General features: G+C 67.9%; 23 protein-coding genes. 6 read left to right on the forward strand and 17 right to left on the reverse strand.

Annotated elements, in window-relative coordinates:
- The coding region (locus VFL64_RS18315) for a sterol desaturase family protein (protein ID WP_489541816.1) at nucleotides 1-609 on the reverse strand (609 nt) is incomplete at its 3' end.
- Nucleotides 610-780: 171 nt separating this feature from the next.
- Here VFL64_RS18315 and ahpC point away from each other — a divergent pair.
- Nucleotides 781-1344, forward strand: a complete 564-nt coding sequence (gene ahpC, locus VFL64_RS18320) for an alkyl hydroperoxide reductase subunit C (protein WP_489541817.1) — start codon at nucleotides 781-783, stop codon at nucleotides 1342-1344.
- Nucleotides 1345-1518: 174 nt separating this feature from the next.
- Nucleotides 1519-3081 (forward strand): alkyl hydroperoxide reductase subunit F, encoded by a 1563-nt coding sequence (gene ahpF / locus VFL64_RS18325; RefSeq protein WP_489541818.1) that lies wholly within the window; start codon nucleotides 1519-1521, stop codon nucleotides 3079-3081.
- Nucleotides 3082-3119: 38 nt separating this feature from the next.
- Here ahpF and VFL64_RS18330 read toward each other — a convergent pair whose 3' ends face one another.
- The 7 genes from VFL64_RS18330 to VFL64_RS18360 form a co-directional block, all read right to left on the reverse strand.
- A complete protein-coding gene (locus VFL64_RS18330) occupies nucleotides 3120-3785 on the reverse strand; it encodes a histidine phosphatase family protein (protein ID WP_489541819.1) in 666 nt (221 codons plus the stop codon).
- 76 nt (nucleotides 3786-3861) lie between these two features.
- Nucleotides 3862-4488, reverse strand: coding sequence for a YbhB/YbcL family Raf kinase inhibitor-like protein (locus tag VFL64_RS18335; RefSeq protein WP_489541820.1), 627 nt, complete (start codon nucleotides 4486-4488; stop codon nucleotides 3862-3864).
- A 34-nt stretch (nucleotides 4489-4522) separates the two neighbouring features.
- On the reverse strand, nucleotides 4523-4843 hold the full coding sequence (locus VFL64_RS18340) for a DUF1840 domain-containing protein (protein WP_489541821.1): 321 nt from the start codon (nucleotides 4841-4843) through the stop codon (nucleotides 4523-4525).
- The gene (locus tag VFL64_RS18345; protein ID WP_489541822.1) at nucleotides 4840-6093 is read right to left on the reverse strand and encodes a class I SAM-dependent methyltransferase; all 1254 of its coding nucleotides are present in this window, start codon (nucleotides 6091-6093) and stop codon (nucleotides 4840-4842) included. The genes VFL64_RS18340 and VFL64_RS18345 overlap by 4 nt, the downstream gene beginning before the upstream one ends.
- A gap of 206 nt (nucleotides 6094-6299) precedes the next feature.
- Entirely contained in the window at nucleotides 6300-8399 is a 2100-nt protein-coding gene (locus VFL64_RS18350) for a putative bifunctional diguanylate cyclase/phosphodiesterase (RefSeq protein WP_489541823.1), read from the reverse strand.
- The gene (locus tag VFL64_RS18355; RefSeq protein ID WP_489541824.1) at nucleotides 8396-9709 is read right to left on the reverse strand and encodes a cyclic di-GMP phosphodiesterase; all 1314 of its coding nucleotides are present in this window, start codon (nucleotides 9707-9709) and stop codon (nucleotides 8396-8398) included. The genes VFL64_RS18350 and VFL64_RS18355 overlap by 4 nt, the downstream gene beginning before the upstream one ends.
- Before the next feature lie 179 nt (nucleotides 9710-9888).
- Entirely contained in the window at nucleotides 9889-10314 is a 426-nt protein-coding gene (locus VFL64_RS18360) for an Lrp/AsnC family transcriptional regulator (RefSeq protein WP_489541825.1), read from the reverse strand.
- Between the two features lie 142 nt (nucleotides 10315-10456).
- Here VFL64_RS18360 and VFL64_RS18365 point away from each other — a divergent pair, with 142 nt between their 5' ends.
- The 4 genes from VFL64_RS18365 (at nucleotide 10457) to pcaF (ending at nucleotide 15970) form a co-directional block, all read left to right on the forward strand.
- On the forward strand, nucleotides 10457-11572 hold the full coding sequence (locus VFL64_RS18365; protein WP_489541826.1) for a saccharopine dehydrogenase family protein: 1116 nt from the start codon (nucleotides 10457-10459) through the stop codon (nucleotides 11570-11572).
- Between the two features lie 130 nt (nucleotides 11573-11702).
- Nucleotides 11703-13490, forward strand: coding sequence for a serine/threonine protein kinase (locus tag VFL64_RS18370; RefSeq protein ID WP_489541827.1), 1788 nt, complete (start codon nucleotides 11703-11705; stop codon nucleotides 13488-13490).
- Nucleotides 13487-14659, forward strand: coding sequence for an OmpA family protein (locus VFL64_RS18375; protein ID WP_489541828.1), 1173 nt, complete (start codon nucleotides 13487-13489; stop codon nucleotides 14657-14659). The genes VFL64_RS18370 and VFL64_RS18375 overlap by 4 nt, the downstream gene beginning before the upstream one ends.
- Nucleotides 14660-14767: 108 nt before the next feature.
- Nucleotides 14768-15970: a 3-oxoadipyl-CoA thiolase gene (pcaF, locus tag VFL64_RS18380; protein WP_489541829.1), complete on the forward strand. Its 1203-nt coding sequence runs from the start codon at nucleotides 14768-14770 to the stop codon at nucleotides 15968-15970.
- A gap of 262 nt (nucleotides 15971-16232) precedes the next feature.
- On the opposite strand, the gene VFL64_RS18385 is transcribed toward pcaF, so the two are convergent.
- The 9 genes from VFL64_RS18385 to VFL64_RS18425 are packed head-to-tail and all read right to left on the reverse strand — an operon-like array spanning nucleotide 16233 to nucleotide 26191.
- Nucleotides 16233-17303: a protein-glutamate methylesterase/protein-glutamine glutaminase gene (locus tag VFL64_RS18385; RefSeq protein WP_489541830.1), complete on the reverse strand. Its 1071-nt coding sequence runs from the start codon at nucleotides 17301-17303 to the stop codon at nucleotides 16233-16235.
- On the reverse strand, nucleotides 17300-17815 hold the full coding sequence (locus tag VFL64_RS18390) for a chemotaxis protein CheD (protein WP_489541831.1): 516 nt from the start codon (nucleotides 17813-17815) through the stop codon (nucleotides 17300-17302). The genes VFL64_RS18385 and VFL64_RS18390 overlap by 4 nt, the downstream gene beginning before the upstream one ends.
- Nucleotides 17816-17819: 4 nt before the next feature.
- A complete protein-coding gene (locus VFL64_RS18395) occupies nucleotides 17820-18614 on the reverse strand; it encodes a CheR family methyltransferase (protein ID WP_489541832.1) in 795 nt (264 codons plus the stop codon).
- Between the two features lie 22 nt (nucleotides 18615-18636).
- Nucleotides 18637-20655, reverse strand: a complete 2019-nt coding sequence (locus tag VFL64_RS18400) for a methyl-accepting chemotaxis protein (RefSeq protein ID WP_489541833.1) — start codon at nucleotides 20653-20655, stop codon at nucleotides 18637-18639.
- Nucleotides 20656-20686: 31 nt separating this feature from the next.
- Nucleotides 20687-22633 carry a HAMP domain-containing methyl-accepting chemotaxis protein gene (locus tag VFL64_RS18405; RefSeq protein WP_489541834.1) on the reverse strand — a complete coding sequence of 649 codons (1947 nt, stop codon included), beginning with the start codon at nucleotides 22631-22633 and terminating at the stop codon, nucleotides 20687-20689.
- Nucleotides 22634-22677: 44 nt separating this feature from the next.
- The gene (locus tag VFL64_RS18410; RefSeq protein ID WP_489541835.1) at nucleotides 22678-23235 is read right to left on the reverse strand and encodes a chemotaxis protein CheW; all 558 of its coding nucleotides are present in this window, start codon (nucleotides 23233-23235) and stop codon (nucleotides 22678-22680) included.
- Between the two features lie 52 nt (nucleotides 23236-23287).
- Nucleotides 23288-25462, reverse strand: a complete 2175-nt coding sequence (locus VFL64_RS18415) for a chemotaxis protein CheA (protein WP_489541836.1) — start codon at nucleotides 25460-25462, stop codon at nucleotides 23288-23290.
- 28 nt (nucleotides 25463-25490) lie between these two features.
- Nucleotides 25491-25808, reverse strand: coding sequence for an STAS domain-containing protein (locus tag VFL64_RS18420; protein WP_489541837.1), 318 nt, complete (start codon nucleotides 25806-25808; stop codon nucleotides 25491-25493).
- 14 nt (nucleotides 25809-25822) lie between these two features.
- Complete coding sequence (locus VFL64_RS18425) at nucleotides 25823-26191, reverse strand: response regulator (protein ID WP_489541838.1); 369 nt, start codon at nucleotides 26189-26191, stop codon at nucleotides 25823-25825.
- Nucleotides 26192-26216: the final 25 nt, after the last annotated feature.

Consider the following 26216-nt stretch of genomic DNA (forward strand, 5'->3'; position numbering starts at 1 on the left):
GTAGTTCTTGTCGAGGTACTTGTCGTTCACCGCGTGGTGCACGCGGTGGTTGCTGGGCGCGCAGAACCAGCGGTCGAACCAGCCCAGCTTGCCGATCTGCTGCGTGTGCACCCAGTACTGGTACAGCAGGTCGATGAGCGCGACCACGCCGAACACCAGCGGCGGAAAGCCCAGCACCGCCATCGGCAGGTAGAACAGCCAGCCGCCGACCCAGCCGCTGCCGGTCTGGCGCAGCGCGGTGCTGAGGTTGTAGTCCTCGCTCTGGTGGTGCACCACGTGGGCGGCCCAGAACAGGGCCACCGTGTGGCCCAGGCGGTGGTGCCAGTAGTAGCAGAGGTCATAGAGCAGCAGCCCGACCAGCCACACCCACCAGTCGCCTGCAGACAGCTGCCACAGCGAAGCGTGCGCAAACACCAGCGTGTAGAGCCAGACCGTGAAGAGGGCGCTGAACAGGCCCACCAGCTGGCTCATGATCCCGAGCCCGATGCTGTTGAGGGCGTCGTTCAGGCGGTAGGTGTTGCGGCCGCGCCGGAGGCCGACCAGGAACTCGATGCCGATCATCAGCAGGAAGACCGGCGTGGCCAGAACAATGATTTGTGCAGGGGTCATCCCAGGATGGTGCAGGTACCCGCCTTGCCGCGCCAAGAGGGCTAGCCCCACTGGGCCTATCGGGCTGGATAGGCATTGCCAATCAAGTGAATTCGATCATTCAATGCTCGTAAGCCCGAAGCTTGTTTAAGATTCCCTCTGTCGATTCACCAACCCCCATAGGAAACAGCAATGTCCTTGATCAACACCCAAGTCCAGCCCTTCAAGACCGAAGCCTTCCACAACGGCAAGTTCATCACCGTGTCGGATGAGTCCCTGAAGGGCAAGTGGTCCGTGCTGATCTTCATGCCGGCAGCCTTCACCTTCAACTGCCCGACCGAAGTGGAAGACGCGGCCGACAACTACGCCGAGTTCCAGAAGCTGGGCGCCGAGGTCTACATCGTCACGACCGACACGCACTTCTCGCACAAGGTGTGGCACGAGACCTCGCCGGCCGTCGGCAAGGCCAAGTTCCCGCTGGTCGGCGACCCGACCCACACGCTGACCAACGCGTTCGGCGTGCACATCCCCGAAGAAGGCCTGGCACTGCGCGGCACCTTCGTGATCAACCCCGATGGCGTGATCAAGACCGCCGAAGTGCACTCGAACGAGATCGCCCGCGACGTGAAGGAAACGCTGCGCAAGCTGAAGGCCGCCCAGTACACCGCCGCCCACCCCGGCCAGGTTTGCCCGGCCAAGTGGAACGAAGGCGCCAAGACGCTGACCCCGTCGCTCGACCTGGTCGGCAAGATCTGATTGATTGAAAGCAAGGTGCTGCGGCACCACCTGAAGCAAGCCACCTCGCCGGCTCACGACGCCGGCCGGGGCGGCCTGCCTCACCCCGGCGCAGGCCTCCTCCTCTCCCCAGACAGGAGGCCAGCTCCCGAAGTCGCTTGACGAACCCACGACAGAACGCGAAAGGACACCACCATGCTGGACGACGACCTCAAGGCCCAACTCGGCGCCTACCTGCAGCGAGTCACCCAACCCTTCGAGATCGTGGCTTCGCTGAACGACTCCGAGAGCTCCCGCGACACGCTGGAGCTGCTGCAGACCATCACCGGCCTGCGCAGCGACAAGATCACCCTGCGCACCGACGGGCAGGACACGCGCAAGCCCTCCTTCACGCTGCAGCGCACCGGCGACAGCACCTCGCTGCGCTTTGCCGGCCTGCCGCTCGGCCACGAGTTCACCTCGCTGGTGCTCGCGCTGCTGTGGACCGGCGGCCACCCGCCCAAGGTCGAGCAAGCCGTGATCGACCAGGTGCGCGGGCTGGATGGAGACTTCAACTTCGAGGTCTACATGTCCCTCACCTGCCACAACTGCCCGGACGTGGTGCAGGCGCTGAGCCTGATGGCGGTGCTCAATTCGAAGGTCAAGACGACCGTGATCGAAGGCGGTGCCTTCCAGGACGAAGTGAACGCCCGCGAAATCATGGCCGTGCCCATGGTCTTCCTGAACGGCCAGGTGTTCGCCTCGGGCCGCATGACGGTGGAAGAGATCGTGGCCAAGCTCGACACCGGAGCGGCCGCCAAGGACGCCGCCAAGCTGAGCGCCAAGGATCCGTACGACGTGCTCATCATCGGTGGCGGCCCGGCCGGCGCTGCGGCCTCGGTGTACGCGGCCCGCAAGGGCATCCGCACCGGCGTGGCGGCCGAGCGCTTCGGCGGCCAGGTGAACGACACGCTGGCGATCGAGAACTACATCTCGGTGCTGGCCACCGACGGCCCCAAGTTCGCGATGGGCCTGGAGGCACACGCGCGCGCCTATGAAGTGGACATCATGAACCTGCAGCGCGCCGACGCGCTGGTGCCGCCGGCGCAACCCGGCGGGCTGGTCGAGATCAAACTCGCCAACGGCGGCTCGCTCAAGGGCAAGACGGTGATCCTCTCCACCGGCGCGCGCTGGCGCAACGTCAACGTGCCGGGCGAGCAGGAGTACAAGAACAAGGGCGTGGCCTACTGCCCGCACTGCGATGGCCCGCTGTTCAAGGGCAAGCGCACAGCGGTGATCGGCGGTGGCAACTCGGGCGTCGAGGCCGCCATCGACCTGGCCGGCATCGTGGCCCACGTGACACTGATCGAGTTCGCCGACCAGCTGAAGGCCGACGCGGTGCTGGTGAAGAAGCTGCAGAGCCTGCCCAACGTCACCATCCACACCAACGCCCAGACCACCGAGATCACGGGCGCTGGCGGCAAGGTCAACGGCCTGCGCTACAAGGACCGCGCGACCGGCGAGGAGCACCTCGTCGAACTCGAAGGCGTGTTCGTGCAGATCGGCCTCGTGCCCAACACCGAGTGGCTCAAGGGCACGGTGGAGCTGTCGCGCTTCGGCGAGATCATCGTCGACGACCGCGGCGCGACCAACGTGCCGGGCGTGTTCGCGGCGGGCGACGCGACCACGGTGCCCTACAAGCAGATCGTGATCGCGGCCGGCGACGGCGCGAAGGCGGCGTTGAGCGCGTTCGACTACCTGATCCGCCACTCGGCGTGACGCCAAACGGCCGGTGCTGGGCACCGGCCGTTTTCACGTCAGGCCGCGTGCCCCACGCGGTCGTTGCTCTCGTCGAGCGAGCCGCCGTCGAGGTGCTGGGTGTCGCTCCAGCCGATCAGCGTGAAGCCCTCCGGCGTGTAGAGCAGCCGGTTGATGCTGGCATTGCCCAGCTGCCACGAGCGCGGCGCCTGCAGTTCCAGCCGCGAGGCGGCACGGTAGAAGCAGTCCATCACGCCGCCGTGCGCCACCAGCGCGATGGTCTCGCCCGGGTGGGCGGCGGCCAGGCGCGTCGCCACGCCCACGCAGCGCGCGAAGAACACGCGCAGCGACTCCCCGCTGTCGCCCGGGCGGAAGTCGACATCGCGCTTGCGCCAGCGCTCCGAACCCTCTGGCCAGCGTGCCTCGATCTCCTTGTAGGTGTGGCCTTCGAAGGCACCGAAGCCGCGTTCGCGCAGGGCCGCATCGGTGTGGATGGGCAGGCCGCTCGCGTGGCCGATGGCCTGCGCCGTCTGGTAGGCGCGCAGCAGGTCGCTCGAATAGATGGCGCTGATGCCCTCGTCGGCCACGGCCGCCGCCAGGCGCTCGGCCTGCCAGCGGCCGGTGTCGTTGAGCGGGATGTCGAGCTGGCCCTGGATGCGGGTGTCGACGTTCCAGGCGGTCTCGCCATGGCGGATGGCGAGCACGCGGGTCGCTTGGTCTTGCATCAGACGCCGCCGGACCGCCCCAAGGCGGCTGAAGCCCCCTTCGGGGGGCAGGAGCGGAGCGACGTGGGGGCTGTCATCAGAGCAGGCGGCGATTGAGCGTGTAGGTGCCCGAATGCGTGGCCTCCGCCAGCACGTGCTTGAAGATCGCTTCGCGCACCTGCGGGCCGGTGAAGCTGCCTTCCACCGGCGCACGCGGCACGCTCAGCGCGTAGAGCGTGAACACGTAGTGGTGCACCAGCGAATCGTTGAAGGGCGGGAAGGGGCCGTCGTAGCCGTAGTACTGGCCGCCGTTGGTGGGGTCGCCGGCAAACCAGCCGGTGTAGTCGTTCAGGCCATGGCGCGCGCCGTGCAGCGTGGCCGGGCCGGGCTTGCCGCGCGGCGTGAAGCCGCGGCTGAACTCGCCTTCGGCGATCTGCGTCAGCGTGCCCGGCAGGTCGACCATCACCCAGTGGAAGAAGTCCACGCGCGGCAGGTCGCTCGGCACCTCGCGGTCAGGTTTGTTGACGTCGTCTCCGCGGCTGGGCACGTCGAAGTCGTGGCAGATCAGCGCGAACGACTGCGTGCCTGCGGGCACCTCGCTCCACGCCAGATGCGGGTTGATGTTGTCGGAGAAGGTCACGCCGCTGGCCACATCGGGCTTGCCGGCGGCATAGCGGCTGGGAATGCGGTCACCGTTGACCCAACTGTCACTCCAGAGTTTCATGGTCTCGTCTCTCGTTCTTGTTGTGGAAAGTCTCTCAAACGCCCCAGACGATGGGCTCGCCCGCAGCATGCGAGCGTTTCATCATCTCGACCAGCGGCCAGGCGCGCGCCCGCAGGGTGACGCCATCGCCCTTGGGCTTCTTGCCCTCCTCGTCGTCGTCGGCCGGCGCTTGCTTGCGTGCCGCCTCGTCGTCGAGGATGGCCTGCTCGATGGCCCGCATGGCAGCGGGCATGTCGACGCTCTCGATGATGCCCTTGGGCGCCGGTTCCTTGCCGATGAGGCGCATCACCTGATCCCCCGCCGGGGCCAGCATGATCACGTCGCCTGCCGCCTTGGATTTGAACTTGTAGATCATTTGTAGATGTACCCGCGGTTGAACGGAAACCGCGATTGTGCGCCCCTCATCGGGCCGGCTCCCACGTCTCCGCTCGGCCGCGACGCCAGCATCTGGAACAGCGAGATCCAGCCCTGCTCGAAACTCATCGCGCTGCCGGCCAAGTACAGCCGGTAGGCGCGCACCACCGACTCGCGCGTGACCGCGCGCGCCTGGGCGAGCTGGGCCTCCAGCCGGTCGCTCCAGGCCCACAGCGTGCTGGCGTAATGCGGGCGCAGGTTCTCGGCGTCCAGCGGCTCGAGGCCGGCTTCGCTCATCACCTTGAGCACGTGCGAGACGTGCATCAGCTCGCCACCGGGGAAGATGTAGCGCTCGATGAAGTCGCCGATGCCCGCGCCGAGCTGGTCGTTGCGCGTGCCGCCGGCGGTGATGCCGTGGTTCATCAGCAGGCCGCCCGGCTTCAGCAGGCGGCGGATCTTGTTGAAGTAGACCGGCAGCTGGGCCTGACCCACGTGCTCGAACATGCCGACCGAGGCGACGCTGTCGTAAGGCTCGCCTTCGGACAGGTCGCGGTAGTCGCGCAACTCCATGGTCACGCGGCCGCGCAGGCCGCGCTCGTCGATCAGGCGGTTGACGTGCGCATGCTGGTTCTTCGACAGCGTGATGCCGTCGGCACGCACGCCGTAGTGCTCGGCCGCCCACAACAGCAGCCCGCCCCAGCCGGCGCCAATGTCGAGGAAGCGCTCACCTTCGCGCAGCATGAGCTTCTTGCAGATGTGGTCGAGCTTGGCGGCCTGTGCGCCTTCGAGCGTCATGTGGGCGTCACGCCAGTAGGCGCAGGAGTAGACCTTGCGCTCGTCGAGCCACAGGTCGTAGAACGCGTCCGACACGTCGTAGTGGAACTGGATCTGCTCGGCGTCGGCATGCGCCTGGTGGCGGGCGCGCGAACGGGCGGCCCGCACGATGCCACGCCACCACAGGATGGGCAGCGCGGCCTTCTCGGGGGCGACGGGGTCGGTGCCCACGATGAGCGCGGCCACGTGCATCAGGTCTCGCATGCTGCCGTCGATGTCGAGGCGGCCTTCCACGTAGTCCTGCGCGACGCGGCCGATCTGGCCGGTGGCCACGTGCGCCAGGGGCGCCAGTTCGTGCAGGCGCAGCGTGACGGGGGCCTCCGCGCTGCCGATGCGCCGCCCGCCGGGCAGCACCACCGCCAGGGGCACGCCTTGCGGCGCCAGTCGTTCTTCCAGGGCTCGTTCGATTGCCAGCATCGTCGCTACCTCGCAGGAAAACGGCGGAGCTGCGACAGGATCTCGGCGTGCGCGCAGGCTCCAGGGTCGGGGCGCATCGTAGGGGATTTGGGGGCCCGCACGCCACCCCAAGGATTTAGTTGCCCAGGGAGGAAGCAAGTTCACTGCCACGCCGGCCGCCCGGCGTGCACCCCGTGCGGCGCACGAGGCGGCAAAGTCTGCGGCAACTACTTCTTGATCAGGCGAACCGGCTTCGTCTTGGCGCCGGTGGCCACCCCCACCCGGTTCTCGAAGCCACCGGCATCGAGCGCCGGGGCGTACAGGAAGCCCTGGAACTCGTCGCAGCCCGCTTCCAGCAGGAACTGGCGCTGCGGCTCGGTCTCCACGCCTTCGGCGATCACGCGCAGGTTCATTGCGCGGCCGAGGTTGATGATGGCGTTGACGATGGCCACGTCGCTCGAGTCGCCCGGCAGGTGGCCGATGAAGCTGCGATCGATCTTGAGGCGACTGATGGGAAAACGCTTCAGGTAGCCCAGGCTGGAGTAGCCGGTGCCGAAGTCGTCGATGGCCAGCAGCACGCCCAGCTCGGACAAGGCCTCCAGCCGGTGCAGCGCGTCTTGCGCGTCGTGGATCAGGATGGACTCGGTGAGCTCCAGCTCCAGCAGGTGCGGCGGCAGGTTGGCAGCCTTGAGTTCGCGGGCCACGCGCTCGGGGAAGTCGGGCTGCTGGAACTGCAGCGCCGAGACGTTGATCGAGACCGGCATCACCACGCCGTTGACGCGCCATGCGGCGGCCTGCTTGATGGCCTGCGACAGCACCCAGTCGCCGATGGCGATGATGAAGCCGCTCTCCTCGGCCACCGGGATGAACTCGTTGGGCGAGACCTCGCCCAGCACCGGGTCGCGCCAGCGGATCAGCGCCTCGGCGCCGATCACGGCACCGGTCTTGAGGTCGATCTGCGGCTGGTAGTGCAAGCGGAACAGGCCGCTCACCAGCGCCTGGCGCATGGCGTGGTCGATCTGCATGTGCGAGCGCTGCGCCACGTCGGCATGCGCCTGGTGGAAGCGGAAGCTCGCGCGGCCGGCGTCCTTCACGCGGTGCATGGCGGCGTCGGCGCGGCGCATCAGCTCGTCGAGGCTGTTGCCATCGCCCGGGCACAGGGCCACGCCGATGCTGCAGGTGACGGTGAAGTTCTGCCCGTCGAGCGTGAACGGGCGCGCCATGGCGTCGAGCACGCGGCGTGCGGTGGCCTCGGCGCCGGGCACGTCGGCCTGGTGGACCAGCAGCACGAACTCGTCACCACCGAGGCGTGCCACGGTGTCCACGTTGCGCAGGCAGGACTTGATGCGGTCGGTGACTTCCAGCAGCACGCGGTCGCCCAGGCCCATGCCCAGGCTGTCGTTGACGAGCTTGAAGCGGTCGAGGTTGAGCACCATCAGCGCGAAGGGGTGGCCGCTGCGCTGCGCCATGGCCAAGGCGAACTCCACGCGGTCGGCCAGCATGCGGCGGTTGGGCAGGCCGGTGAGTGCGTCGGTGTGCGACAGCTCCTCGATGCGTTGCTTGGCGGCAATCTTCTCGCTGATGTCGCGGAAGGAAAACACGCGCCCGATGGGCTGGCCGTGGCTGCACTGCGGCAGCGTCACGCGCTCGATCACCTTGCCCGAGTGCAGGGTCAGCACGTCGGTGGTCTGCAGCAGGGGGGCGTCGAGGATGGCGTTGAGGCGGCGGGTGTAGTCGCCGCCATCGCCGTCGTGGTGAACCACGCTGCGGCGCATCCAGTCTTGCACGGCGCGGTCGTCGCGCTGGGTGAGCAGGTCGTCGGGCAGGCCCCACAGCGTGGCGAAGCGGCGGTTGAAGTTGCGGATGCAGCCGCCCAGGTCGGTGACAAGGATGCCGTCGGCGCTCGATTCGAGCGTGGCGCGCAGCTCAGCCACGCGCGTCTCCAGTTCTTCTTCGGTGGCGCGCTGGCGGCTCAGGTCGCGCAGGGTCACCACCAGCAGGCCGTCGCCGGTGCCCGGGCGGCTGACGCGGCGCGTGACGGGCACGATGGCCCCGTCGAAGCGACGCACCACGGTGTCGGACAGGATGGCGTCGGTGAAGCCGGAGGCCACCTCGTCCCAGAAGGCGATGTCTTCGGCGGTGGCGCTCAGCTCGACCACGGGACGCCCGCGCAGCGCCCCGGCGTCGATGCCCAACAGCGTGCCGGCCGCGGTGTTGGCGGCGCTGATGCGCAAGCTGGCCGCATCGACCAGCCACACCGGATCGAGCAAGGCGTCGATCAGGGCCGACCAGTGTTCGAGTGCAGCCGCTTGCGCCGTGGCGCTCACGGCGTAGGCTCCGTGGCGCTGAAGTCGGCTTCGAAGAAGTAGGCCACGCGGGGGCGCGGCGACAGGTACTCAAGCGACTCGGGCGGCAGCGCCTGGGGCTTCAGGCTGCGCCGGATGCCCAGGCGCGGATCGGTCTCCAGGTTGAGGATCAGCGCCTCATCGCGCGGCACGCGCGGCTCGTGCACCATCACCCGCGGCTTGAGCGGGCGCGCGGAGTTGACCGACACCACCATGGCGTAACGGTCGTCGGTGAGCTGCACCACCGAGCCTGGCGGGTAGACGCCCATCATCTTGATGAACGCGCCGAGGATGGCGGTGTCGTAGCGGTTTTTTCCCTGAGCAAAGAGGAGCGACAGCGCCTCGTGCGGCGTGAGCGCGCGCGAAGGCACGTGCGGATTGCACATGTTGTCGTAGCGGTTGACCAGCGAGACGATGCGCGCGGCCGTGGTCATGCGGTCGCTGTTGAGCTTGAGCGGGAAACCGCTGCCGTCGGCATGCTCGTGGTGCTGCGCGATCACCAGCGTGGCACCGGGCTTGAGGCTCATCTTCTTGGCCAGCGTCACACCGTGGGCCACGTGCTCTTGATAGAACTGGGTTTCGGCCGGCGTGAAATGCTCTTCGCGGTGGCGCACGCGCTCGGGCAGTTCGATCTTGCCGATGTCGTGCAGCATGGAACCCACGCCCAGGTCGACCATCTCGGCAGCCGACAGGCCGAAGGTCTTGCCCATCAGCAGCGAGATCACGGCCACGTTGACGGCGTGGGCCGAGGCCTTGTCGCCGGCGGCTTCGGTGAGCAGGCGGATGCACATCTCCTGCTGGCCAATCATCTTGTCGACGAAGGCCTGGGCCAGGGCTTCGGTCTGTTCGCGGGCCTCCTGCGGCTTGCTCGTCACCAGTTCGGTGGCGCTCTTGCAGGCGCGGGTGGCTTCGGCGAACTGGTGTTCGCACAGGCTGAGCGAGCTGCGCTGTGCCGTCAGCGCTTCGCGGCGCAGGCGCCGTTCGGCCGCTTCAGGGGTTTCGGCCGGGGCCGGTGCGGCGGCGGCCGGCACGGTGGGTGGCGGCGGCAGCATCTCGTTCGGCAGGGTGTCGGGGCCGTTCAGGGCCTCCACGGCAGGGGCATCGCTCTTCTCGGGGCTCCAGCGCACGCGCTGCTTGCCCAGCGAGCGGATGGTGTTGATCTGGGCAGCCGAACCGATCTTGAAGCTGCTCAGCGGAAACGGATGCGACATCCAACCGCCATCGAGATGCACGAACATCCCGATGCGCAGTTGCGCTACGTCGATCAGCGATGGTGTGGAGACTTCTTTCATGCCGGCGGCGCGCAGGCCCGGTGGATTTGCAAGGGTGTGCTTCTTTTTCGGCGACCCTTTCCCTGAACTTGAACCGATTATGTTCAGCCACCACGGGGTGACACCTGCTACATCTGACAGTGCCGCATGTGCTGGTGCAGCATTCCGTGCAGTAATGCTCACCGCCCCCGCGCGAGGGCTCAGCGCTCGATGCGGGTGGACAGCACGATGGCCGAGGTCGTGCGCTCCACGCCCTCCAGCGCGCCGATGCGGTCGATCAGCGCATCGAGTTCGCCAATCGAATGGGCCGCCACCACCGCGATCAGGTCGAAGGGCCCACTCACCGAATGCAGCACACGCACCTCCGGGATGCGGCGCAGCGCCTGCTCGATGGCCCCGCTCTGCCGTGGCGCCACGGTGATGAAGATGTGAGCGCGCACCAGTGCCGCCTCGGCCGCGTCGGGCACGACCACTGTGTAGCCCACCACCACGCGCTGGCGCTCCAGCCGCTCGATGCGGCTTTGCACCGTGGTGCGCGAGAGCTTGAGCTGGCGCGCCAGCTCGGCGATGGGTGCGCGGGCGTTCTCGCGCAGCAGGGCGAGCAGCGCGCGGTCGGTGGTGTCCAACGGGGTATTGGTCATAACGCAGGGTTTGTATCGTCAGATCGACGAAATATGCGCGTTGATTCGTCAAGTGTCTAGCTGCAGTTTGCAAGGCCGCTGCCGAAAATCTGGAGAGTGCAATCCAGTTTCTGAGCGAGGTGCGGCCATGAAGAACATCCTGGTGATCGGTGGTGGAAAGATCGGTTCGGTGGTGGCGGCCTTGCTGGTCCACGCACACGGAGACCGGCGCTACCGCGTGACCGTGGCCGACCGATCGGCCGCCCAGCTGGCCGAGGTGCAGCGCGAGACACCCTCCACCCAGCTCGACACCCTGGTGCTCGACGTCAACGACCCGGCCCAGCTGCGCTCGGTGCTGCGCGGCCGCTTCGCCGTGCTCAGCGCCGCCCCCTACCACCTGACCGTGAAGATCGCCGAGGCCGCGCGCGACACCGGCGTGCACTACCTCGACCTCACCGAAGACGTGGCCAGCACGCGCCGCATCCGCGAGCTGGCGCAAGGCGCCGGCAGCGCCTTCATCCCGCAGTGCGGCCTGGCGCCGGGCTTCATTTCCATCGCCGCGGCGGATCTCGCGCGCCGCTTCGACAGCCTGGACAGCGTGCGCATGCGCGTCGGCGCCCTGCCCGCCTACCCCAGCAACGCACTCAACTACAACCTCACCTGGAGCACCGAGGGCGTCATCAACGAGTACTGCGAGCCCTGCGAGGCCATCGTCAACGGCCAGGTGACCGAGGTGCCAGCACTGGAAGAGCGCGAGGAGTTCTCGCTCGACGGCGTGCTCTACGAGGCCTTCAACACCAGCGGCGGCCTGGGCACGCTGTGCGAGACGCTGGCCGGCCGCGTGCGCACACTCAACTACCGCACCATCCGCTACCCCGGCCACGCGGCCATCATGAAGGCGCTGCTGCACGACCTGCGCCTGCGCGACCGCCGCGAGGTGCTGAAGGACATCCTGGAGAACGCCTTGCCCGCCACCATGCAGGACGTGGTGATCGTCTTCGTCACCGTGGCCGGCCTGCGCGAAGGCCGCCTGCAGCAGGAAACCTACGCCCGCAAGATCTACAGCCACGTGCTGGCCGGGCGCATGCGCAGCGCGATCCAGATCACCACCGCGAGCAGCCTGTGCGCCATGCTCGACATGCTGGCCGCGGGACAGCTGCCGCAGCAGGGCTTCGTGCGGCAGGAAGACGTGCGGCTGGACGACTTCCTGGCCAACCGCTTCGGCCACGTCTACGCAATGGACGAGATGGCGCGCGCCGCCTGAGTGGCACGGGGGCGACGCCCCCCCTAACTTTTCCTGTCGCCGCCCCCCTAAAACAGCGGGGGGAGATGGTCAAAGGTCATCTGACAAAGCCCGCAAAAGGACTACCTTTTGAGCGGGACCGATCGAGACCATGACCACACCCGCCCACGACAGCGAAACCACCATCAGCCAGGGCTCCACGCCAGACCCGTCGCGCGACAGGACGTTCGACGAGTCTGCCAACGCCCTGCCGGCCGGCACGCGGCTGGCGGAGTTCTCGCTGCTCTCGGTCATCGGCGAAGGCGGCTTCGGCATCGTGTACTACGCCTACGACCACTCGCTGGGCCGGCAGGTGGCGATCAAGGAATACATGCCGCGCCAGCTGGCCGAGCGCACGCGCGCGCTGACCGTCTCGGTGCGCTCGGAGCGCCACGCCGAGACCTTTGCCACCGGCCTGCGCAGCTTCATCAACGAAGCGCGGCTGCTGGCGCAGTTCGACCACCCCAGCCTGCTCAAGGTGTACCGCTTCTGGGAGGCGAACGGCACCGCCTACATGGCCATGCCCTACCACCCCGGCGTGACGTTGGAGCGTACGCTCAGGCAGCACCCGGCACCGCCCGACGAAGACTGGCTGCGCGACCTGCTGCGCCACCTGCTCAGCGCCCTGGAGCAGATGCACGAGGCCAACTGCTACCACCGCGACATCTCGCCCGACAACATCCTCATGCAGTCCGACGGGCGGCCCCTGCTGCTCGACTTCGGTGCGGCCCGGCACGTCATCAGCGACATGCAGCGTGCGCTGACGGTCATCCTGAAGCCCGGCTACGCCCCGGTGGAGCAATACGGCGACGTGCCCGACATGCCCGACATGAAGCAGGGCGCCTGGACCGACCTCTACGCACTGGGCGCGGTGGTGCACTACGCCATCACCGGGCAGACGCCGCCGCCGGCGGTGCAGCGCTTCCTGGGCGACCGGTACGAGCCACTCAGCCAGCTGGCAGACCGCCGGTACAGCCAGGACTTCCTGCGCGCCATCGACCGTGCACTGGCCGTGCGCCCCAAGGACCGGCCGCAAAGCGCCGCCCAGATGCGTGCGCTATTGGGAATGGCCGCGCCGCCGACACCGGCCCCACGGGCCGAGCGCGCGGCACCGGTCGAATCCGCACCGGTCGCCCCGGCACCGGTGCCGTCGCCTGCCCCAGAACCTGCACCGGCTCCGCCCCCCGTGGCGGCGCAGCAGCCAGCAGTCGCGACCGAGCCGGTCGCACCGATCGAACCCGCACCCGACAGGCCGACGGCCGGTGCCGATCCGGCACCCTGGTTCACGGCTGCCAGCACCAGCCCCCCTGCCGCCGCCCCTGAACAACCGGCATTCAGGCCGCCGCCGCCCTACGCGCCCACAGCCCGCTGGCCGAAGGCCGGCAAAGACCGCCGCAAGCTGGCCTGGGCTGGCGCTGCGGTGGCCGCCGGCGTGGCGGCGTCGCTCGGCTTCGTCGCGCTGCTGGTGAACTATGCGGCGCCGTCGGTCGATGCCGTCGCCACGCAGTCCCGCAGCGGTGTCGTGACACCCGCCCCGGACGAGGCATCCGCGCCGCTGGCACAGATCGACCTGCAGGCTCTGCCGCCGCCCTCGGCCGGCATCCAGGAGCCGCCCGGCACGACGGCTCCTACCGACGCACCGGCTGCCATCGAACCGATCCAGCCCAGCCCGCGCGCCGAGGCACCGCGCCCTCCCGCGGCCCTCGCGCCCGCACCCAACCCCGCACCTCGCGTGGCGGCCCACGCCCCTCCCAGCGCGAAGCCGGACACCCGGCGCGCCACCACCAACAACAAGCCGCCGATGTCACGCCGTTGCATCGACATCATCCAGCGCGTTTCCCTCGGCGAGCCTCTGTCGGACGAGGAACGCGACCTTCTCAAACAGGAGTGCAGCCCATGAAAACGACCCTCACACTTGCATTGCTGCTGGCTGCCCTGCTCGCAGGATGCGCCACCCCACCCCCGCCCCGCACCGACGAAGTGGCCTTCGACGAAGCCGTGGCCGCCGCCACCGACAACCTGATGGCGCAGACGCAGGTGCTGCCGGGCTTCATGGCCAAGCTCACCAACCGCCCGGTCGTGATCGACCCGATGTTCGAAAAGCCCTCGGGCCAGCAGACCGCCCTGACCCGCCTGCTCGAAGAGCGCGTGAGCAGCCGGCTGCGCGGCGCGCAGTTCGAGGTGCTGCCCTTCCAGCCGGCCAGCCTGGGCAAGGCGCAGTACCTGGTGACCGGCACCCTGACGCGCGTGCAGACCGCCAGCAGCGCAGGCCGTCCGCCCTTCCAGATCGACCTCGCACTCACCGACACCAAGAGCGGCACCGTGGTGGCCCAGGCGTCGGCGCGCGCTCGCGACGACCAGCTCGACACCACGCCGACGCCCTACTACCGCGACAGCCCCATCCTCGTGAAGGACGCGGTGGTCGACGGCTACATGCAGACCAGCGCCACGCCGCCTGGCAAGCGCGCCGACCCGGCGTACTTCGAACGCGTGAGCACCGCCGCCACCATCAACGAGGCCACCCAGCTCTACAACAGCGACAAGTACGGTGAAGCACTGGCCCTCTACAAGACCGCGGCCGCCTCGCCCAGCGGCGCGCAGATGCGCACGCTCAACGGCATCTACCTCTCGTCGCTCAAGCTCGGCCGCAACTCCGAGGCCGAGCAGGCGTTCAGCAAGGTGGTGGAGCACGGCATCGCCAACAACAACCTGGGCGTGAAGTTCCTCTTCAACCCGAACACCACCGAGTTCTGGTCCGACCCCAAGGTGAGCGGCCCCTACCCCTTGTGGCTGCGGCAGATCGCGCGGCAAAGCGCCAACGCCAAGGTGTGCATGGACGTGGTGGGCCACACCAGCCGCACCGGCAGCGCGGCCTACAACGACAAGCTGTCGGCGCAGCGCGCCACCGCGATCCGCCAACGGCTCAGTTCCGAGGCGCCCGAGTTGCTGGCCCGCACGAAGGCAAGCGGCGTGGGCTTCCGCGAGAACATCATCGGCACCGGCACCGACGACGCGAGCGATGCGCTCGACCGGCGCGTGGAGTTCAAGATCGTGCCGTGCGCCATCTGAAAGGGCGAGCCAGTTCCGCGTAGCGGGACAGTTTTCACAGGTGGGAGAGGGTGATCCGCACGGGATAATTCCTGACCAAGAATCACCCTCACAAATCAGGAGCCCACCATGACGCAAGCCTTCATCTGCGACGCGATTCGCACCCCCTTCGGCCGCTACGGCGGCGCACTCTCGTCGGTGCGCACCGACGACCTGGGCGCGATCCCGCTGAAGGCGCTGATGGCGCGCAACCCGAAGGTCGACTGGGCGGCAGTGGCCGACGTGATCTATGGCTGCGCCAACCAGGCGGGTGAAGACAACCGCAACGTGGCGCGCATGTCGTCGCTGCTCGCCGGCCTGCCGATCGAGCTGCCCGGCGCCACCATCAACCGCCTGTGCGGCTCGGGCATGGACGCGGTGGGCACCGCCGCACGCGCCATCAAGTCCGGTGAAGCGCAGCTGATGATCGCCGGCGGCGTGGAGAGCATGAGCCGCGCGCCCTTCGTTAGCCCGAAGGCCGAGAGCGCGTTCTCGCGCAGCAACGCCGTCTACGACACCACCATCGGCTGGCGCTTCGTCAACAAGCTGATGAAGGAGAAGTACGGCGTCGACTCCATGCCCGAGACGGCCGAGAACGTGGCCACCGACTACAGAATCGAGCGCGACGCACAAGACCGCATGGCCCTCGCCTCGCAGCTCAAGGCCGTGGCCGCGCAGAAGAGCGGCTTCTTCGACGCCGAGATCACGCCCGTGACCATCGCCCAGAAGAAGGGCGACCCCCTCATCGTCAACAAGGACGAGCACCCGCGCGAGACCAGCCTCGAGGCACTGGCCAAGCTGAAGGGCGTGGTCAAACCCGAGGGCACGGTGACGGCCGGCAACGCCTCGGGCGTGAACGACGGCGCCGTGGCCCTGCTGCTCGCCAGCGACAGCGCCGCCGGCAAGCACGGCCTCACGCCGCGCGCGCGCATCGTGGGCATGGCGACTGCCGGCGTGGCGCCTCGCATCATGGGCATCGGCCCGGCCCCGGCCACACGCAAGGTGCTGGCACTCACCGGCCTGAAGCTCGACCAGATCGACGTGATCGAACTCAACGAAGCCTTTGCCGCCCAAGGCCTGGCCGTGTTGCGCGACCTGGGCCTGAAGGACGACGACGCCCGCGTCAACCCGAACGGCGGCGCGATCGCCCTCGGCCACCCGTTGGGCGCGAGCGGCGCGCGCCTGATCACCACGGCGGTGAACCAGTTGCACAAGACCAATGGCCGCTATGCGCTGTGCACCATGTGCATTGGCGTGGGCCAGGGCATCGCGATCGTCATCGAGCGCGTCTGACCACCCCCCAGCCGACGCGCAGCGAGGCCGGCTGGTTTTCGCTCTTCCCCTTCGGACGAGCTGAGCAGCGCAGGGCTTGGGGGCAGCGTGCAACAGCACGCCTCGTCCTCTGACTTCGCGCCGCCGGGCGCACATCCCGGCGCGGCCTCACGCAGCGAACAAGCGCCTCATGCGCATGCAGGCACGGGGCTTCGATACCTCAGCCTGAGCGGGTGGTGGCGTGCCGCGATGGATCCCGGCGTTCGCCGGGATGACACGCGCGTCAGCTCAACTGCTTCTGGATCTCCGCAGCCACTGAAGACAGGGGAATGACGCGTTCGGCCCCGCCGCGCTTGATGGCCTCCTTGGGCATCCCAAACACCACGCAGCTCTCTTCATCTTGAGCCAGCGTGCGCGCTCCGACGTTGCGCATCTCCAGCAGACCCGCCGCCCCGTCATCCCCCATGCCCGTCATGATGACCCCCAGCGCATTCGCCCCCGCGCTCTTGGCCACCGAGCGGAACAGCACATCCACCGAAGGCCGGTGCCGGTTGACCAGCGGCCCATCGACCACCTCGACAAAGTACTGCGCCCCACTGCGCTTGAGCAGCATGTGCCGCCCCCCGGGCGCAATGAGCGCACGCCCAGGCACCACCCGGTCGTTGTTCTCCGCTTCCTTCACCGTGATCTGGCACAGCCCATCGAGCCGCGCCGCAAACGCAGCGGTGAACTTCTCGGGCATGTGCTGCACGATCACGATGCCCGGCGTCACACGCGGCAGCGCGGTCAGCACCTCTTCCAGCGCCTGCGTGCCGCCGGTGGACGTGCCCAGCGCCACCACGCGCTCGGTGGTCTGCGCCATCGCCCGCGTGACAGGCGGCAGGATCGCGTCGGCCGTGTTCTTGGTCGGCGCCACCGCAGGCACCGCCGGCGCCATCGCCAGCCGGCGCACATTGGCCTTGGCGGCAGCCCGCACGGTGTGCACCAGCTCGTCGGCGGCCTCGCTCAGGAACTGCTTCAAGCCCAGCTTGGGCTTGGTGATGACGGCCACCGCGCCGGCGGCCATGGCCTCCAGCGTGGTCTTGGCGCCCTTCTCCGTCAGCGTGGAGCAGATCACCACCGGCGTGGGCTTTTGCTGCATCACCAGGCGCAGGAAGGTGATGCCGTCCATGCGTGGCATTTCCACGTCGAGCACGATCACGTCGGGCCAATCCTGCTTGAGCCGCTCGATGGCGAGCACCGGGTCGGAGACGGCCGCCATCACCTCGATGCCGGGCGCCTGCTCCAGCAGGCCAGTCACGACCTGGCGCACCACGGCGGAGTCATCGACCACCATCACGCGAACATTGCTCATGAGTGGTCCATCGGGGTGAAGTTGGAAGGCGTGGGATGGATCTGGCGCGCCCACACGTCGCCGCTCGCCACGTCGAAGATGATCTGCCGGTGCCCGATGCCGAACAGGCTTTCCGAATGCACGGCGATGTGACGCGCCAGCAGCAGGCCGCGTGCCGCTTCGCCGTTGCGGCGGCCCACGTGCATGGCATGTGGCGAGTCCTGCTCGGGGAACATGTTGCCGCCGCCGAAGATCTTGGCCTCGCACTCCTGGGCCGGCACGCCGGCGGTCGCCAGGTCGCGCAGCATCAGCGCGAGCGCGTCTTCGCCGTAGCGCGCGTCGAGCTCGCGCCCGGCCGATGCGGGCCGCGCCGCCAGCAGGAAGTGCGACATCGCACCGATGCGCCGGCGCGGGTGCCACAAGGTGATCGACACGCAGGAGCCCAGCACCGTGCGCATGCAGCAGTGCGCGTCGCCCACGGCGTAGTCGCCGGGCCGGAGCGTCACGTCCTTGCGCTGCGGGTCGGGCGCCATGACATCACGGCTTGCGGTAGATCGATGGCGCCACCTGCTCCACCGCGCTGCTGATGTCGTTCAGGCTCTCGGAGTGGCCGATGCAGAAGTAGCCGCCCGGCTTGAGCTGGGCCAGCACGCGCGCGACCACCTGGCGCTTGGTGTCGCCGTTGAAGTAGATCATCACGTTGCGCAGGAAGATCACGTCGAACGGCGCCAGCCGCGGCAGCGTGGTGTTCAGGTTGATCTGCATGAAGTCGACGCGGCTGCGCAGGCTGCGCTCCACCAGCAGCGTGCCGGCCTGCTGGTCCATGCCCTTCAGGCAGAAGCGCTTGAGGTAGTGCTGCGGGATGTTGCGCGTGCGCTCCAGCGGGTAGTGCCCGGTGCGCGCACGCTCCAGCACGCGCTGGCTGATGTCGGAGCCGAGGATCTCCCAGGGTGCGTCCCCCAGGCACTCCGCCAGCACCATCGCCATGCTGTAAGCCTCTTCACCGGTGGAACTGGCCGCGCTCCACACGCGGAAGGGCGTGCTGCGCGAGGCCTGCGCCGCCTGGCGCAGCAGCTCGAAGTGCTTGCCTTCGCGGAAGAAGTAGGTCTCGTTGGTGGTGAGCAGGTCGACCGCGGTCTGCACCTCTTCCTGCGCGCGGCCGCTGCGCAGCAGGGCGAAGTACTCGCTGTAGTTGCCCACATCGCAGGCCTTGAGCCGCTTGGCCAGGCGCCCGCAGACCAGCGCCTTCTTGGCCGACGACAGCGTGATGCCGGCGGCGTCGAAGATGAAGCGCTGGAAGTTCCCGAACTCGGCGTCGGTGATGGTGTTCATGCTGCTGCGTTCGAAGCGCGGGTCAGAAGCGTGCGAAGCCGGTCTCGTCGAGCACGCCGTTGGTCTTCAGCGCAAAGCCGTTCGTGCCGGCCGAGGAGGGCTTCTTGCCGTTCCTGGCCGGGGGCTTGCCGTTCAGGGGCTTGCGCGAGGCAGAGCCGTTGGCCGCGCCGTGGGAGGCCGCGTTGTCCAGCTTGAAGAAGCTCATGGTCTGCTGCAGCTGCTCGGCCTGGCCGCTCATCTCCTCGGCCGTGGCCGCCAGCTCTTCGGAGCTGCTGGCGTTCTGCTGCGTGGTCTGGCTCAGCTGGCTCACCGCCGCGTTGATCTGGCCCACACCGGAGCTCTGCTCTTCGGACGCCGCCGTGATCTCCTGCACCAGGTCGCTCGTCTTCTTGATGTTGGGCACCATCTGGTCGAGCAGGCGGCCGGCCTTCTCGGCCAGCTCCACGCTGCTGCCCGCCACCGTGCCGATCTCTTGCGCCGCCACCTGGCTGCGCTCGGCCAGCTTGCGCACTTCGGCGGCCACCACCGCGAAGCCCTTGCCGTGCTCGCCGGCCCGTGCGGCTTCGATCGCCGCGTTCAGCGCCAGCAGGTTGGTCTGGTAGGCGATGTCGTCGATGATCCCGATCTTCTGCGCGATCTGCTTCATCGCAGCGACCGTGGCCTTCACCGCTTCGCCGCCTTCGCTGGCTTCGCTCGCCGCCTTGGTCGCCATGCCATCGGTCACCTTGGCGTTGTCGGTGTTCTGCGAGATCGAGGCCGTCATCTGCTCGATGGACGCGCTCGTCTCTTCCACACCGGCCGCCTGCTCGGCGCTGGCCTGCGAGAGGGACTGCGCGGTGGCGCTCACCTCGTCGGAGGCGCCGGCCAGCGCCTCGGCGCTGAGGCTCACGGCACCCACCACTTCGGAGAGCTTGTCGACCATGGTGTTCACGTAGCGCTGCATGTCGGCGAAGGTGCCTTCGTACTTGCCTTGCACCTTGCGCGTGAGGTCGCCTTCGGCCATCGCACCCATCACGTCGACCACGTCGACCACGCTCTGCAGGTTGCGGCGCGCCTGCTCGATGGTGTCGTTGATGAAGGCCTTCTTGCCCGGCAGCTGCGCCATCGGGGCTTCGAAGTTGCCGCGGCCGAACTCGGCCACCACACCCATCGCCATCTTCTTCACGGCGATGTGCGCCGCCACCATCTCGTTGACGCCCTGCGCCATCGTGCGGTAGTCGCCTTCGAAGCGCTGGGCGTCGATCACCACGTCGATGTCGCCCTTCTCATGCTCGGCCGACATGTGGTTCATCTCGGCGATCAGGCCCTTCAGGTTGCCGCGCACCTTCTCGATGGTGTCGTTGATGAAGGCCTTCTTGCCCGGCAGTTGCGCCAGCGGGGCGCCAAAGTTGCCACGGCCGAACTCGGCCACCACGCCCATCGCCAGTTTCTTCACGGCGATGTGGGCCGCCACCATCTCGTTCACGCCCTGCGCCATGACGCGGAAGTCGCCATCGAAGCGGCGCACGTCGATCACCACGTCGATGTCGCCCTTCTCGTGCTCGGCCGACATGTGGGTCATCTCCGCGATCAGGCCCTTGAGGTTGCCGCGCACCTTCTCGATGGTGTCGTTGATGAAGGCCTTCTTGCCCGGCAGCTGTGCCAGCGGCGCCTCGAAGTTGCCGCGGCCGAACTCGGCCACCACACCCATGGCCAGCTTCTTCACCGCGATGTGCGCACCGACCATGTTGTTGATGCCGGCCGCCATGTCGCGGAACTCGCCCTGGTAGCGCTGCGCGTCGATCACCACGTCGATGTCGCCGCGCTCGTGCTCGGCGCTCATGCGGCCCATGTCGCTGCGCAGGCCCTGCACGGTGTCGAGCAGGCGGTTGACTGCATCGCCCGCGGTGCGCAGCGACGCCGGCAGGCGCGCGGCGTCGATGCGCTGTGACAGGTCACCGCTGCCGGCAGCCGCCACGATGCGGGTGAACTGGCGCTCGATGGTGTCGGCGAGCGCCGCCTCATCCAGTTGCGCCTGGCGGCTGGTCTTGATTTGCAGCATGGTGTGTCCTCCTTGGGGTTCCAGCAGGGTCTCAGAAGCGCGCGAACTGGCTCTCGTCGACGTTGCCCATGGCCAGCGCGAAGCCACCGCTCGCGCCGTTGGCTGCCGCCGGCTTGCGGGCCGGGGCCTTGCCCTTGGCCGGCGCCGTCTGCTTGCGCGGCGCGGGCATCGCCACGCGCTGCGCCGACGAACCGTCGAGCTTGAAGAAGGCCATGGTGCGTTGCAGCTGCTCGGCCTGGCTGCTCATCTCCTCGGCCGTGGCCGCGAGCTCTTCGGAGCTGCTGGCGTTCTGCTGCGTGGTCTGGCTCAGCTGGCTCACCGCCGCGTTGATCTGGCCCACACCGGAGCTTTGCTCTTCCGATGCGGCGGTGATCTCCTGCACCAGGTCGCTCGTCTTCTTGATGTTGGGCACCATCTGGTCGAGCAGGCGGCCCGCCTTCTCGGCCAGCTCCACGCTGCTGCCCGCCACCGTGCCGATCTCTTGCGCCGCCACCTGGCTGCGCTCGGCCAGCTTGCGCACTTCGGCGGCCACCACCGCGAAGCCCTTGCCGTGCTCGCCCGCCCGTGCGGCTTCGATCGCCGCGTTCAGCGCCAGCAGGTTGGTCTGGTAGGCGATGTCGTCGATGATCCCGATCTTCTGCGCGATCTGCTTCATCGCCGACACGGTGGCCTTCACCGCTTCGCCGCCTTCGCTGGCTTCGCTGGCGGCCTTGGTCGCCATGCCATCGGTGACCTTGGCGTTCTCGGTGTTCTGCGAGATCGAGGCAGTCATCTCTTCCAGCGAGGCGCTGGTCTCTTCGACACCGGCGGCCTGTTCGCTCGCCGCCTGCGACAGCGACTGGGCCGTGGCGCTCACCTCTTCGGACGCACCCGCCAGCGCCTCGGCGCCACCGTTCACTTCGGTCACCACCTGCGACAGCTTGGTCACGGTGTTGTTGACGTATTCCTTCATCTGGCCGAAGGAGCCTTCGTAGTCCTTGTCGATGGACTGGGTGAGGTCGCCTTCGGACATGGCGCCCATCACGCGCACCACGTCGGTCACGCTTTCGCCGGTGGTCGTCACCAGCGAGTTCAGGCCTTCGCCCATCTCCTTCTGGAAGCCCTGCAGGCCCTTCAGGTCGACGCGGGCGTTGAAGTCACCGCGGTTGGCGGCTTCCACCACCGCGCGCTGGCCGGAGATCACCTGCTGCAGGCGTGCCACCATCTGCTTGACGGCGTAGAGCATGCTGCTGCTGTCGTCGGCCTTGGTCTGCACTTCCACCGACAGGTCGCCGTTGGCCACCTGGGTCAGCAGGCGGGCGGCGTAGTCGGGCTCGCCACCGAGCTGGCGGCCGATGATGCGCGTGACCATCAGGCCCAGCAGGATCGCGATCACCACCGAGGCGGCGATCACCGACAGCATCAGCGTCTGCGTGGCCGCCACGGTCTTGGTGGCTGCTTCGTTCGTGGCCTTGGCCTGGTTGGTCAGCTCGTCGATCACCTTGGCCACGATGGACTCGATCTCCGAAATGGACTTGCGCGCCTCGTTGTTGCTGAGGTCGGCGGCCTGGTCGTGCTTGCCTTCCAGTGCGAGCTGGGCGACCTTGTCGTTGAGCGCCAGGTAGGTGGGCAGCGCCTTGTCCAGGTCCTTCATCAGCGCCTGCTCGGTCTCGCTGAGCGAGCTCGCGCGGTAGGCCTTGAGCGAGGTGTTGAACTTGTCCATGTGCGAGCCGGCACGCTTCACGGTTTCCTTGATCTCGGCTGCGTCCTTCATGGCCGGCAGGCGTACGTAGGCGCGCGAGTGTGCGGTCAGGCGGGTCGCGGCTTCGGAGATGTCCTGCAGCGGCAGCACGTTGTTCTCGTAGGTGTCCTTCAGCATGCCGCCGAGCTGCGACAGACGGGTGAGGCTGTAGCCGCCCACGCCGGCCGTGATGGCCGAGCACACGAGGAAGGTCAGGAGGAGCTTTTGGGCCAGCTTGAGGCGCAGGAACCAGTTCATGTCATTGCCTTTGGAGAAATCGAATCAGTCTTGCAGCGCGGGGCTCAGGCCACGGCCGGGGCGATGGCGTCGCCGGCCACCTCGGATTGGGAAAGGGCTCGCAGGTCATCGAGCGAGAGCACGTGGTTCACGTCGAGCAGGATCACGAACTTGCCGCGCACCTTGCCCATGCCCTGGATGAAGTCGGTGCGGATGCGCGCGCCGAAGGCCGGTGCGGGCTCGATGTCGGCAGCGCCGATCTCCAGCACCTCGTTGACGGCGTCGACTACCACGCCGATCACCTGGCGCTCGCGCTCGCCATCGCCTTGGCTCTCCACCTCGACGATCACGATGCAGGTGCGCTTGGTCACCTCGCTGGGCTTGCGGCCGAAGCGCGCCTGCAGGTCCATCACGGGCACCACGGCGCCGCGCAGGTTGATCACGCCGCGCACGCAGGCCGGCATCATCGGTACCTCGGTGAGGCTGTGGTACTCGATGATTTCCTTGATCGCGAGGATGCCAATGGCATAGGCCTCGCCGGCCAGCTGGAAGGTCAGGTACTGGGCGGGCTCGGCCAGGAGGGCCGGCGGGGCCGCCATGGAAGCGGGAACGATGGCGTTCATGTCGTGATTCCTGTCGTCAGAACTTGCTGGATTGCGTGTGCGGGCCGCGCGCTCAGGCGGCCGCTGCGGGAACGGGCGTGCCGGCGCGCTGCATCAGCGCGGGCACGTCGAGGATGAGAGCCACATCGCCGCTGCCGAGGATGCTGGAGCCGCTGATGCCCTGCACGTGGCCGAACATCTTGGAGAGCGGCTTGATCACGGTCTGCGCCTCGCCCAGCAGCGTGTCGACCACCAGGCCGAACTTCTGGCCGGCGTGCTTGACGACGACGATGTTGGGGCGTGCGCTCTTCGGGCCGTCGATGTCGAACAGCTCGCGCAGGCGGATGAAGGGCAGCACCTCGCCGCGCAGGTCGGTGTAGTCGTGCCCGGGCTCCGCAGTGAACTCGACGCACTCGTCCACCATGTCCAGCGGCACCACGAAGACCGACTTGCCCACGCCGATCTGGAAGCCGTTGATGATGGCCAGCGTGAGCGGCAGCCGCACCGTGACGGTGGTGCCCTGGCCGGGCGTGCTGTTGATGCCCACGCTGCCGCGCAGCGCGGTGATGTTGCGCTTGACCACGTCCATGCCCACGCCGCGGCCGGAGAGGTTGGTCACCTTCTCGGCGGTGGAGAAGCCGGGCTCGAAGATGAGGCCGTAGATCTCGGCGTCGCTGAGCACCTTGCCGGCTTCCACCAGGCCGCGCTCCAGCGCCTTGGCGAGGATCTTGTCGCGGTTGAGGCCGCCGCCGTCGTCGCTGACCTCGATCACGATGCTGCCGGAGTCGTGGTACGCGTTGAGCTTGACCGTGCCCATGGGCGGCTTGCCGCGCTCGGCGCGCAGGTCGGGCGAGTCGATGCCGTGGTCGATGGCATTGCGCACCAGGTGGGTGAGCGGGTCGCCAATCTTCTCGACCACGGTCTTGTCGAGTTCGGTGTCTTCACCGCTCACGACCAGTTGGATGTCTTTGCCGAGTTCGCGCGAGACGTCGTGCACCACGCGCTGGAAGCGGCTGAAGGTGCCGCCGATCTTGACCATGCGCAGCTGCAGCGCGCTGTCGCGCACTTCTTCCACCAGGGCCGAGAGCACGGAGTTGGCTTCCTGCAGCTCGACGTTGCGCGCCTTGCGGGCGATCAGGTTGGCGCCGGCCGAGGCGATGATGAGTTCGCCCACCAGGTTGATGAGGTGGTCGAGCTTGTCGGCATCGACGCGGATGGACTGGCTTTCCTGCGCCTTGGCGTCGCGCACCTTCTTCTGCTTTTCGAGCGCGGCCTCCACCACGGGAGCGGGCGCACTGCCCTGCTGCACCAGCACGGCACCGAGCAAAGGTGCCGCGTCAACGGCGTGTGGCGCGGCGCCATGCGCGGCAGTCAGCGCGTCGGCCTGCTGCTGCAGTGCGGCGTCGAGTTCGTAGGCCGTGACGGTGCCGCAGCGCACCAGCATCTCGCCCAGGCGGGTGGACTCTTCGGGCAATGCGTGCAGCAGCGAGATGTATTCCTCGATGCGGCTGTTGGGCGGCACGATGCGCAGGCTGCAGTCGTCGAGCACGAAGTCGAACACGGCTTCGATGGCGGCCTTGGTGGACTGGCTGCGCAGCGCGATCTCGAAGCCGAGGTAGCAGCTCTCCGGGTCCATCTCGTCGGCGGCGGGGAGCGCGTCGGGCAGCGTCACGATGCCGGTGATGGTGCCCAGCGTGCCCAGGTAGCGCAGGAAGGACAGCGGGTCCATGCCGTTGCGCAGCACGTCGGGGCCGAAGCGCAGCGAGATGTGCCACAGGTCCTTGTCGCCGGCGGATTCGGGTGCGATGCGCTCGACGGCCACCTCGGGTTCGACGAGCGCACTGCCGCCGGAAGAAGGTGCAAGGTAGGTGCGCAGCTGGGCCAGCAGCGGCTCGCCGCGTGCGATGAGCGCCGGGTCGGCGTTGGCCGGGTCGACCTCCACCGCGTCGATCAGCTCGCGGATGTGGTCGTCGCACGAGAGCAGCAGCGCGATCAGCGCGTCGTCCACGCCGATGCGGCCTTCGCGCACTTCGTCGAGCACGCTCTCCACCACGTGGGTGAAGGCCACCACCGGGTCGAGCCCGAACAGGCCGGCCGAGCCCTTGATGGTGTGGGCCGCGCGGAAGATGGCGTTCACCGTCTCGGAGGTGTCGCTCTCCTGGCTCATGGCCAGCAGCGCGGCTTCCATGTCGTCCAGCAGTTCGCGGCTCTCTACGAAGAAGGTCTGCAGGGCCTGGTCGAGGTTCATGGGGGATTCCAGGGATAGGGGAGAGAGATCAGGCGGGCGAAGACACCACCAGCGGGTCGCCGAAGTAGGCGGCCAGGTCGAGCAGTTGCAGCACGTCGACGACCGCCGGGCTGTGGTGCACGAGGCGCAGCTCGCGCTGCGCGGCCACGGCGGCGCGCTTGGCGAGCATCAGGATCTGCAGGCCGGCGGTGTCGAACTCGGTCACCTCGGCGAGGTCGACCTCGACCACGGCCTCGCGGGCCACGGCGTCGAGCAGCACGGGCTTGAGCTCGGCGGCGCGGTAGATGGTGAGTTCACCGTCGATGCGCACGGTGTGCACGGAAGATGATTTCTTCTTGGATGCCATGGGAGCCCCCGCGATCAGGGCAGCACCAGCTTCTGCACCACGCCCAGCAACTGGTCGGGCTTGAAGGGCTTGACGATCCAGGCCTTGGCACCGGCTTCCTGGCCTTCCTTCTTCTTGGCCTCTTGCGACTCGGTGGTCAGCATCACGATCGGGGTGAACTTGTAGGCCGGCATCTGCTTCACCGCCTTCACCAGGCTGATGCCATCCATGTTGGGCATGTTCACGTCGCTGATGATGAGGTGGACCTTCTGGCCCTTCAGCTTGGACAGCGCGTCCTTGCCGTCGACACCCTCGATCACCTCGTAGCCCGCATGCCGCAGGGAAATGCTCACCACCTGCCGCACGGAGGAGGAGTCGTCAACGATCAATATGCTCTTGGCCATGTTGTTGTGCCTTCAGTTCCTGGAA

The sequence above is a fragment of the Rhizobacter sp. genome (genome assembly GCF_035702065.1).
GTDB lineage: Bacteria > Pseudomonadota > Gammaproteobacteria > Burkholderiales > Burkholderiaceae_C > Rhizobacter.